We start from the raw sequence: 10,641 nt of genomic DNA on the forward strand, positions 1-10,641 counted from the left end.
CCATTTGCGGTCTTTTTCCTCTAGCGCGAACAGCACCATCACCACGCCCAAAAGCGCGGCAAACGGCGACCAAGGGGCGTAGAACTGCCATCTTGGCGTCCAGCTGGCCGGATCATAGGTGAATAAAAACACCGAGAAATATTCGGGCCCCGGCCCGCCGACCGCCTTGAGCGGCGAGGTGAAAATACGCTCGGGCAGGCCAATGTAAGGTGCGATCAGCAGCAGCGGTGCCAGCGCCAGCGTCCAGGCCCCGATCACGCATTGACCACGAACCAAAAGGGACCGCCGGATTGGCAGCACTGCGCCCACCAGTGGAAATAGTGCGAGCAGCGCCCACCCCTTGGCCCAGCCGATAGAGGATTTTATCGTCTGTTTCAGTCCCAGGCCCCAGTCCAGATGCCCGGCCCACAGGGCCACCAGCATCACGAACATGCCGATGAACCAGCACCAGACCAGCGGCGGCACCGACCCTGTAGCGCGCAGATCGTCACGCATGGCGGGGCCAAGGTACAGCGCCAGCGCCGCCATGCCGCCCAGCACCCACGCCAGAACCGGCCCGACCACATAAAGCGCGCCGATGGCATAGAACGGCCAAGTATAAACCATCGCCTTGTAGACCATCCGTTCGGCCGGGTTTTGCGGCGTCATGCTGCGACCTTTCGCGCCCCGATAAGACGGCCGATCACCGCCGAACGCATCCAGCCCATCAGCAGGCCCATCAGCATCATCAATGTCGCGGCCCCGCCTGCGGCAATCGCCAGCTTGCGGTTGGGGGATGACGGACGGTCCGGCAGCGACGGGTTTTCCAGCACCTGCACCAGCGGATACGAGGCATAGACATCGGATTTGGTCGATTGGGTGCGCGCAATCGCGGTGGCAAACACCGCCTCGGCGACCGAGAAGTCGCGTTGCAGATCCTGCAAACGTGCGGCGGCGGCGGCAAGGGTCTGCTGTTTCGCCAGATCCTCGGCCAATCGCGCGGACAAGGTAGCGTGTTGGCGCACGATGCCTGCCCGTTCCGCATCCATGCGCACCAGTTGCGCCAAAAGATCGGCCCGCGCGCCCGCAGGGGCCAGATCCAGCCCACCAAGCTGGGTCTCGATCAGCCCCGTCACCGCGACCGCCTGCCGCAACGCCGCCGCCGTCGCTGCGGCATGGGCCGCGCGGGCGTCTTGGACCTTGGGGTGGCCTTCGCCAAACAAGGATCGCGCTTCAGAGAGTTTTGCAGCCTGTGCGCCCACTTCTTCGGTCAGCGAAAGGAATTGCGCGTCGGCATAGACCTTAAGCGTGGCGGCGGCGGACTTGGCCGGCAGACCCAGTGTCGCTTCAAGCGATGCAACGCTTTCTGTTTTTTCGCTAAGTGTCGCCGCAAGGTCTTGCACGCGGCTGTGCAACAGGCGGGTGGTTTCGACAATGGCATCGAATTGATCGCTGGACGCAAGGCCTGTGTCATCCTGCAGCTGCGCAATGTCGGCGCGGGTGGCCGCGACCGAGTTGCGATAATCGGCGATGGCAGCCAGCCCACTATCCTCGCGGGTGTTTTGTTCGTCTGCGCGCAAGGCGTCCAGTTCGACAAAGAAGGCCGCCAGCAGCGCGTCACCACGCGCCTGCGCATCTTCGGCACTGCCGCCGGTCATCTCCAGATGGATCAGACTGGTCTGGTCCACCAGATTGATGCGCGGCTTGCCAAAAGCCTGACGGGTCAGACCCATCGTTTCTGCCGCTGCCGCCAGAATACGATCGGCCCCGATCAAACGCTTGTAGGTTTCCGTCGGGCTGACCGAGTTGCTGGAGAACGCCGAGTTCGCATAGGAGGACGCCTGCCCGATACCGTTAAGGTTGAGTGACGCCGACGCGCCCGACCCGGGCAGGATCAAAGAGGTGTGGGATTTGAACGACAGCGGCGCTGTGCGCAAATATCCGGTGATTGGGGCCCAGATCAGTGTGCCACCGATCAGCGCGAAGGCAAGGTAGCGCGGGAAACGACCCAGATCGCTGATCCGTCCGCCCAACAGGATTCGGCGCAGCGAAAGGCGGCTTTTGGCAGATTCGGGGGCTGCGAAAGCAGTGGGGTCTTGGAATGTCATGGGGCGTCTCCTGTCCCGATGACATTAACCAAGTCACCGGAAAAAGGCGCGCACGCGCATGGCTTGAAACGGGTGCATCGGGGGCACCACCCCTATCCATCGGGATATGTCAGTAAAGCCCCGCCTCGCGCGCGATCATCGCTGCTTGGGTGCGGTTGGCCGCCCCGACCTTGCGATAAAGCGTTTTCATATGCAGCTTGACCGTCGGTTCGGCAATGTCCAGATCGCGGGCGATTTCCTTGTTGGACTTGCCTTCGGTCAACCCCTTGAGCACCTGCAATTCGCGTGGCGACAGTTTTTCGGCCAGTGGATGTTTGGGCGTGTCATCCACCGCAGTCATAAAGTCGATGGGCGCGTATTGTTCACCCATCGCCATAAACTTGACGGCATTGATCATGGACTTGGCGGGCAGCGTCTTGGGAACGAAACCGGCAGCTCCGGCCTCAAGGGCCTGTTCTGCAATCTCGCGAGTTGCCTCGCCTGACAGCAGCGCCACACGTTGTCCGCCCTTCAGGGTCAATGCGTGTTTCAGCCCGTCAAGCCCGTTCATACCCGGCATGTTCATATCCAGCAGCACCAGATCAAAGCGGTCTTCGGCTTCAATCATTGTACATGCCCCCGAAAGATCGGCGGCAGTGCGGGTCACGATGTCGCCTTGCGCCTCGAGAAAAAGAACCAGCGTGTCCCGTAGTAAGTCGTGATCGTCTGCTATCAAAACGCGCATCTTGCTCTCCGTTAAGTAGAACAACCTCTAAACAGAGATTGTGGATCTTGCACGCTTAAATTGGGGTCTGATTGTGACGCGCAAAAGGCGCAATGGGGGTGGTCGCCTGTTCGCTCGGATAGGTTTGCACGCCGCATGTAACAATACGTTAACCAAAGTGGCGGGTGCCTGTCCGTCCGCTCAGTTGAGCGAAGATGCGTGATCAGCCAGCAAGGGGCAACATCTGCACCTCAAGGAATTTGACGATGAAACATGCTGACTTCAACACCGATCCCGCCTTCTACACTCCCGTCGAAACAAGCCGCTTGAAGACAACATACCTGCGCGCCCTTGGTCTGGATATGGTCGACGCCACCGCAGATCAGGCGATCTCGGCTCTGCTCGCTCCGGGGCGTCGGCGTGCCTATTTCATGAACGCGCATTGCTGCAACATACGTCGCAGCGATACGGCCTATGCGCAGGCCGTCGCCGCCGCGGACATGCTGCTGCCGGATGGTATCGGTGTAGAACTGGCGGGGCGGATGACCGGCGACACGCTGACGGCCAACCTCAACGGCACCGATCTGGTGCCTGACCTGCTTGAAAAAGCGGCGCGCATGGGGAAATCGGTTTACCTGTTCGGCGGCACCCCTGGCACGGCGGACGCGGCAGCCAACCGTTTGATCAGCACGATTCCCAACCTGCGGATCGCTGGCACCCGCGACGGGTTCGGCGGTGCGGCCGACAGCAACGCAGTGATCGCAGACATCAATGACAGCGGTGCCGATATCGTTCTGGTCGCCTTGGGCGTACCGATGCAGGAACTGTGGTTGCACAAAAATGCCCACCGTCTGGACGCGTCGCTTACGCTGGCCGTGGGCGCATTGTTCGATTTCCTTGCGGGCACAGTCGCGCGTGCGCCCAAATGGGTCCGCCGGTCGCGACTGGAATGGGTCTGGCGTCTGGCGCAAGAACCCAAGCGGATGGCGAAACGCTATCTTGCCGGCAACGTCAGCTTTCTGGCGCATGCAGCGTGCAAGACGCTGGGCCAGCTGCCTGTCGCACGGTTTCAAAGCCGGTTTCTGGATATCGCCGTCTCTGCCAGCGCGCTGGTGTTGCTGGCACCGCTGCTGGCGCTGACCGCCATCGCGATCAAGGCCGACAGTCGCGGCCCGGTGCTGTTCAGCCAGATCCGCATCGGCCGTGGCGGCAAGGAGTTCCGCATTTTCAAGTTCCGCTCAATGAGCACAGACGCCGAAACCCGCCGCGACGCACTGCTGGCGACGTCGGATCGCGAGGGGGTTTGTTTTAAGGCGCGCCATGACCCGCGCATCACCCGTGTTGGGCGGTTCATCCGCCGCTTTTCCATCGACGAACTGCCGCAGATCCTGAATGTGCTGCGCGGCGAAATGGCAATCGTGGGGCCACGCCCCGCTTTGCAATGCGAAGTGGCAGCCTATCCTGCGCGCGCGCTTGGCCGTCTGTCGGTCAAACCCGGCATCACCGGCATCTGGCAGGTGTCAGGTCGCGCCACGATCGGCTTTGACCAGATGGTCGAAATGGACCTGTCTTACGCCGACTCGCGCACATTGATCCTCGACCTGATCCTGATCCTGAAAACCTTTGGCGCTGTCACCTCTGGCCGTGGTGCCTACTGATCCCCACCCCACAAAAAGGACCCAAACCATGACACATATCCGCAAAGCCGTCTTTCCCGTAGCAGGCATGGGCACCCGTTTTCTGCCCGCCACCAAAACCATCCCGAAAGAGATGTTGCCACTGGTCGACCGTCCGCTGATCCAATACGCGGTGGACGAGGCCCGGGCCGCTGGTATCGAGGAGTTCATCTTTGTCACCGCCGCAGGCAAGGGCGCGCTGGAAGATTACTTCGATACCGCCGCGGCGCTTGAGCAGCGCCTGACGGCAAATGGCAAAACCTCGGCCCTTGCAGCCCTCGAAGGCACCCGCATGGCCGAAGGCGCGTTGTCCTTTGTCCGGCAGAACAACCCGTTGGGTCTGGGCCATGCCGTGCGGCTTGCCAAGCGCCTGATCGGAAATGAACCCTTTGCCGTGTTGTTGCCCGACGACGTGATCCGCGGCCCCCAAGGCGCGCTGAGCCAGATGGTCGCGGCCCATGCCAGTCACCGGGGCCATATGGTCGCCACCATGGACGTGCCCCGCGCGGCAACGTCGTCCTATGGTATTCTCGATGTGGACCAAACCAAAGGGCGGCTGGCATTAGCGCGCGGCGTGGTGGAAAAGCCCCGCCCCGAAAACGCGCCCTCCACCAATGCGATTGTGGGCCGCTATATTCTTGAGCCGTCAATCTTTGACCGGCTTGCCAACATCGGGCCCGGTGCCGGCGGAGAATTACAACTGACCGATGCCATCAGCGCAGATTTGAAAAGCGTAGGCGTTACCGGCTACCGCTTCGAGGGAGAGCGGTTCGATTGCGGATCGGTGCAGGGTTTTGTTCAGGCGACCGTTGCCTTTGCACTGGACCGGACCGACTTGCACGGAGAATTGAGCGGATTTCTGGACGGGCGCACCAAACCGATGGCCTGCGCGGCCTGAGCCGATATCTATCCAAAGGGATAGGTATCTACCCCTCTTACCTGATGCGTGCCGCGCGGGTTTCTGCCATACAGTCATAAATCCAATCAAAGGACGCTTATCATGCTTCGCCATTTAACTCACGCAACCGCCGTCCTTGCCCTTGGCGCGATGCCCCTTTTTGCGCAAGACCTTGCCGTACCTCAGGGTGACGTGATCCTGACCGTTTCAGGCCAGATCGAAAGCACAAACATCAATGGCACGGCGCAGTTTGACCTGCAAATGCTGCAAGATCTTGATGGGACCGAATTTCAAACCTCGACGATCTGGACCGAAGGAACGCATATCTTTCAAGGTGTGTCGTTGAAAGTTCTGGTCGAGCGGCTGGGTATCACAGGCGAGAGCCTGCTTGCTACGGCAATCAACGACTATTCGGTCGATATTCCGCTGACAGACGCGGTCGAAGGCGGCCCGATGGTCGCCTATAAGATCGACGGCGAAACGATGTCCGTGCGCGACAAGGGGCCGCTTTGGCTTGTCTATCCCTATGACGACAAGGCCGACTACCGGTCGGAAGTGATCTATTCGCGCAGTATCTGGCAGCTCGACCGTATCGAGGCGGTAGACTAGGGTTGGACGGGCCGGAGTCATTTGAACCGGCCCACCCCAAAAACGGGACAACCGGTGTGCTGCCCATGAAACATTTTGCCTATCGTGTCCGCCTGTTTGCCTTTGTCCTTCTGGGGGCCCTTTGCGTTGTGGCCATCATTCTGCTGTCGCGCAACGTATCACGCGACCTGAAACTGCTGAACTCCGCCAGCTCGGATAATGTGCAATGGACTTTGTCGCAGGCCGAGGTCGAATTCCTCGAATTCCAGATGAAGCTTTCGACCGCGCTGATAACGCCCGCGCCGAACCTCAAGGTGCTGCGGCGGGAATTCGACATATTTTACAGCCGGATCACAACGCTTGAGCGGGCATCGATCTATGCCGACATGCGCGAACAGCCCGAATTTTCCCGCAACCTGCGTATTATAAAGACATTTCTGGCGCGCGCCGTTGCGCAGATTGATGCCAGCGATCCTGAACTGCGCGCAGCTCTGCCACAGTTGCTGGCCAACACGGTTGATGTGCGTTCGAATGTTCGGAAGCTTTCCAATTCGGGGCTGGATTACTTTGCCAATGATTCCGACCGGCGGCGGGGCGCGATCAAGATAACCTTGGTGCAACTGGCTGGCGGCGTGAGTTTCCTGATGCTGGTTCTGGTCTTTTTGGCGGCCTATCTTGCGCGCTTGAATGCCCAGAACGTCAAACGCCGCGCCGAAGCCATCGAGGCCGGTGAAAGGATGAACATCGTCACCAGCACTGCATTGGATGCGGTGATTGTCAGCGATGCGCAGGGGCGCATTCTGGTGTTCAACAGCGCCGCCGAGCAAATGTTCGGCTACAGCGCCAAAGATGCCATTGGCAATAAGCTTGGCCAGTTGATCGTGCCGGACCACCACGTTGCGGGCCACGAGGCCGGGATGGAACGTTTGCGGGCCGGCGGCGCGCGGCATGTGGTGGGCAAAGGCCGCATCAAGCTTGAGGCAAAGCGCGCGAACGGGGACATCTTTCCGGTTGAATTTGCAATCCAGTCGGCGAACACCGACGATGGCGAGATTTTCATCGCCTTCCTGCGCGATATTTCCCTACGCGTCCAATCCGAACGTGAACTGGTCGTGGCCCGTGACCGCGCGCTGGCCGGTGAAAAGGCCAAGACCGATTTTCTGGCCACCATGAGCCACGAAATCCGCACACCGCTGAACGGTTTACTGGGCAACCTTACCTTGCTGGGCGACACGCGGCTCAGTGCGAAACAAGCGCGCTATATCAAGAACATGGACACCTCGGGCAAGCTGCTGATGGGCCATATCTCGGACGTGTTGGACATCACGAAATACGATGCGGGCAAGCTGCGGTTGCGACCCGTAACAATGAACCTCAGCGATCTGTTACAAGACATCATAGACAACCAAAGCGGTGCGGCACTGGCCCATGATACCACGCTGGAATGGGGCTGGACGGGCCAGCAGGTGGACTGGATCTGCGCCGACCGCGACCGCATCCAGCATATCTTGATGAACGTGATCGGCAACGCGGTGAAATTCACCCGCAATGGCCGCGTCACCGTCGATGCACAGGTTCACGCAGACGCAACGGACGGGCCGCTGTTGCAGATCACAGTCAGCGATACCGGCATCGGCATTGATCCCGACCTGCAAACGCAGATTTTTGACGATTTCATGACCGGCGACAGTTCCTATGACCGGGATGTGGGCGGCACCGGTCTGGGGCTTGGCATTGCGCAACGTTTCGTCAAGGCGTTGGGCGGCACGATCACGGTAGAAAGCGAAAAAGGCAAGGGCAGCAGCTTTGCGATCCATCTGCCCATCATGCCAACGGCATCGCCCGCATCTGAAAAAGTACAGCGGGCGGCACGGGCCGAAGCGCGGCCCAGCGACATCCTTCTGGTCGAAGACAACGAGATCAACCGCATGGTTGCGCGCGAAATGCTGATGTCGGCAGGCCACAAGGTGACCGAGGCGCATAATGGCCAGCTTGCCGTTGACATGGCGCAGGATCACCGGTTTGACTTGATCCTGATGGACATCAGCATGCCGGTTCTGGACGGACGCGGGGCCACGCGGGCAATCCGGTCTGGCAGTGGTGCCTGTGTCCACACGCCGATTGTTGCCCTGACCGCCAACGCCATGGCCGAAGAACAAGAGGCGTTCCTGTCGGACGGCATGAACGACATTCTGACCAAACCGCTGAACCGCGAGGGGCTGATCCGCGTCATCGCCAACCATATGGCCGCAGCCCCCGACGCGCAGAGCACTGCGAAGGTGACCACGCCCGCAGTGGCCTTTGCCTATCTGGACGAACTGCGCGACATGTTGGGGGTCGAGGCATTGGTCAAGCTATTGATCCGTTACGCCGCCGAAGTGGACGAGACGATTGCCTATTTGCAAGACTATGACAGCCATACCCACGACGACATTGCGCAGCGTGCCCACCGTATTGCGGGCAGCTCGGCGGCATTGGGGGCGGTGGACCTGCGCACGGCGCTGGTTGCGGTCGAGACTGCCGCCAAAAAGGGGGAGCAGGCGCAGATGGTCGAAGCCATTGGGTGCCTGCCTGCGATCTGGGCCGCCACGCAACCCCAGATGAGCGCCGAGCGTCGCACCGCACCGCGCATGCCTTAAGCCCGCTTCAAGTCCGCCCTGGATCCATGTGTAAAAGCCATGTTTTACAGGGCAAGCTGCCCCAGAACCTTGCCGACTTCGCCGATGTTGGTGATCGTGCTGTCGTAACACGCGATTGAATCGCCCGGCAGCAAGAAGGGATCGTAATCATCCCGGTCCGCACGTCGCAGCAGGTTTTCGATGTCGCGTTCGATCACCACCGAAACCCCCGTCACCGGATTGCGCGAGAACAGCACCGACGACCGGTTCGCACTGGTGGCCCGCGCGCCACCGACGCAGTTGGTGTTGATCACAGCCTGCAAGTACCGCGTACCATATGGAATTTCGCGCACGTCGCGCCCCACGGCAGACAGCGCATTGCCCGCAGCAGGTTGGGTCAGGTTGGACAGAAACAGCGACACGCCCGGCGGGCTGATCGGGCTGGGGCGCATCAGATCTTCCTGAAAACAGCCCATGCTGGGTACCGACACTTCGTCACCGGTCAACAGCATGATATCGACAGCATTCTGCCCTTCAAACACACCGCGCATGTCCAGCAGATAAACCTGCCCGCCCCGCCGTACTGCGACAGCAGAGATATCCGCATCGGGCCGCACGCCCCCCGCCGCCCGCAACGCAGCCGACAGGTTGCGCCCCTCGGTCGAGGCCCCCAAAGCACCCTGACGGCGACTGTCCACCTGATCGCCAGGTACACCGCCGATTTCAACGCTGCGCGGTTCGAACACAGCACCCGCAACGCCGACCGTGACAGAGGCAAAGTCCGCCACCCGCACGGAAATGCGAGGACGCTCCACAAAGAAATCCCCAGCGATCAGCTGGGCTGCGATGTCACGCTCGACCTCGCTGGTCAGGCGACCCTGTGCGCGGATGGGCGGCAGAAAAGGCAGCTTGATCGTGCCATCGCGCGACACCACGTAATCGCCGTTGAACGTATCATCATCCCCGACCCGGACATTGACCAGATCATTGCGCGTCAACCGTTCGCCGCGCAGGGAACTGGCGGCAAGGCCCGACCCTTTGCCCGCAACACCACCGCGCGGTGCGGTGCATTTCTGGGCGTTGATCTGTGCTGACCGCAGGAATTGCGCATTTCTGCGGCTGACATCCGGCGCGCGGTATTGTGCCTGATAGCCATCGCCCGCCGAGACCGGCTCGAGGTTGTCGGGCGTGTCGAGGCGCGCACAGTTGCCAAGCGCAAGCGCCGCCAAAAGCATCGATCCAAATCTGAGTGTCTGCGTCATCATTGCTTTCAATTAATAACCTTCAGTTGTCCCTTTGATAGGCACTTCGCTTTCATCGGTCGAGGGTGCGTTCGCTTTAGCATACCTATCCGTTCGAATATGATGCAGTTCGGTTGCGCCTTGTCCCTCTCCGGTGGCGTCCGAGACACCGGAGGGCTGCAGCCGATAGAGTAGGTCCAACAGATTTGATTGGACCACGATGCTGACCGCGCCCCAAAACACATCCCGCCTTGCACAGAACCTGTTTGCCTATGGCGCTTCCGAAGTGGCGGCCAAGGCATCGCGGTTGCTGGTTGTGGTGGCGGTTGCCCGGTCGCTGGATCTGGCACAGATCGGTGTGGCAGCAGCTGCACTTGCGGCGGCGGATATCCTGAAGGCGCTCACAGAAAACGGTGTCGGTCAAAAGATCATCTCGGCCCCCGACCACGCGCTGCCCCAAACCTGCGCCACGGCGCACCGCATCTTTTGGGTTTGGTGCATTGGGCTGTTTCTGGCCCAATCGGCCATCGGCTTTGCGCTGTATGCTGCCAACGGAAATGCGTTGTTATTGGTGATGATCCTGCTGCTGGCGGGCGAATATCTGTTTATGCCCGCAGGACTGGTGCAAACCGCCCTTGCGATGCGCGCCGGAAAGCTGCGCCAGACGGCGGCGATCTCGGGCGGGCAGATTGTCGGCGCGAACATCCTGTCGATGCTGCTGGTGCTGGCCTGGCCCACGGCGGTGGCGCTGATCCTGCCGCGCCTGTTGACCGCCCCGTTCTGGTTGATTGCGATGCGCCGCCTGCATCCGTGGACCATCGACCTGTCTC

General features: G+C 60.7%; 8 protein-coding genes and 1 pseudogene. 5 read left to right on the forward strand and 4 right to left on the reverse strand.

The annotated features are described in order from the left end of the window. From ABYT07_RS15655 to ABYT07_RS15665, 3 genes and pseudogenes are all read right to left on the reverse strand, one after another. Positions 1-648: pseudogene (locus ABYT07_RS15655) on the reverse strand (O-antigen ligase domain-containing protein); the annotation flags it as partial. Then, positions 645-2,087, reverse strand: coding sequence for a hypothetical protein (locus ABYT07_RS15660; RefSeq protein WP_372992973.1), 1,443 nt, complete (start codon positions 2,085-2,087; stop codon positions 645-647). The pseudogene ABYT07_RS15655 and the gene ABYT07_RS15660, both read right to left, overlap by 4 nt. Positions 2,088-2,196: 109 nt before the next feature. Beyond that, on the reverse strand, positions 2,197-2,811 hold the full coding sequence (locus tag ABYT07_RS15665; protein ID WP_372992974.1) for a response regulator transcription factor: 615 nt from the start codon (positions 2,809-2,811) through the stop codon (positions 2,197-2,199). Between the two features lie 245 nt (positions 2,812-3,056). Between ABYT07_RS15665 and ABYT07_RS15670 the strand changes: the two genes are divergently transcribed. The 4 genes from ABYT07_RS15670 (at position 3,057) to ABYT07_RS15685 (ending at position 8,591) form a co-directional block, all read left to right on the forward strand. Next, positions 3,057-4,448 carry a WecB/TagA/CpsF family glycosyltransferase gene (locus ABYT07_RS15670; RefSeq protein WP_372992975.1) on the forward strand — a complete coding sequence of 464 codons (1,392 nt, stop codon included), beginning with the start codon at positions 3,057-3,059 and terminating at the stop codon, positions 4,446-4,448. A gap of 28 nt (positions 4,449-4,476) precedes the next feature. Then, complete coding sequence (locus ABYT07_RS15675) at positions 4,477-5,364, forward strand: UTP--glucose-1-phosphate uridylyltransferase (protein WP_372992976.1); 888 nt, start codon at positions 4,477-4,479, stop codon at positions 5,362-5,364. 102 nt (positions 5,365-5,466) lie between these two features. After that, positions 5,467-5,973 (forward strand): molybdopterin-dependent oxidoreductase, encoded by a 507-nt coding sequence (locus ABYT07_RS15680; RefSeq protein ID WP_372992977.1) that lies wholly within the window; start codon positions 5,467-5,469, stop codon positions 5,971-5,973. Between the two features lie 65 nt (positions 5,974-6,038). Continuing rightward, positions 6,039-8,591, forward strand: coding sequence for an ATP-binding protein (locus tag ABYT07_RS15685; protein WP_372992978.1), 2,553 nt, complete (start codon positions 6,039-6,041; stop codon positions 8,589-8,591). Positions 8,592-8,635: 44 nt separating this feature from the next. Here ABYT07_RS15685 and ABYT07_RS15690 read toward each other — a convergent pair whose 3' ends face one another. Continuing rightward, on the reverse strand, positions 8,636-9,832 hold the full coding sequence (locus tag ABYT07_RS15690; protein WP_372992979.1) for a polysaccharide biosynthesis/export family protein: 1,197 nt from the start codon (positions 9,830-9,832) through the stop codon (positions 8,636-8,638). Between the two features lie 199 nt (positions 9,833-10,031). On the opposite strand from ABYT07_RS15690, the gene ABYT07_RS15695 reads away from it, so the two are divergent. Then, on the forward strand, positions 10,032-10,641 hold a 610-nt coding region (locus ABYT07_RS15695; RefSeq protein ID WP_372992980.1), incomplete at its 3' end, for an oligosaccharide flippase family protein.

It is taken from the genome of Sulfitobacter sp., assembly GCF_041552635.1.
In the GTDB taxonomy this organism is placed as follows: domain Bacteria; phylum Pseudomonadota; class Alphaproteobacteria; order Rhodobacterales; family Rhodobacteraceae; genus Sulfitobacter.

What these genes read in the sequence shown, in the direction of transcription:
- ABYT07_RS15660 (WP_372992973.1), bottom strand. Translation starts at nt 2,087, where the DNA reads ATGACATTCCAAGACCCCACTGCTTTCGCAGCCCCCGAATCTGCCAAA.
- ABYT07_RS15665 (WP_372992974.1), bottom strand. Translation starts at nt 2,811, where the DNA reads ATGCGCGTTTTGATAGCAGACGATCACGACTTACTACGGGACACGCTG.
- ABYT07_RS15670 (WP_372992975.1), top strand. Translation starts at nt 3,057, where the DNA reads ATGAAACATGCTGACTTCAACACCGATCCCGCCTTCTACACTCCCGTC.
- ABYT07_RS15675 (WP_372992976.1), top strand. Translation starts at nt 4,477, where the DNA reads ATGACACATATCCGCAAAGCCGTCTTTCCCGTAGCAGGCATGGGCACC.
- ABYT07_RS15680 (WP_372992977.1), top strand. Translation starts at nt 5,467, where the DNA reads ATGCTTCGCCATTTAACTCACGCAACCGCCGTCCTTGCCCTTGGCGCG.
- ABYT07_RS15685 (WP_372992978.1), top strand. Translation starts at nt 6,039, where the DNA reads ATGAAACATTTTGCCTATCGTGTCCGCCTGTTTGCCTTTGTCCTTCTG.
- ABYT07_RS15690 (WP_372992979.1), bottom strand. Translation starts at nt 9,832, where the DNA reads ATGACGCAGACACTCAGATTTGGATCGATGCTTTTGGCGGCGCTTGCG.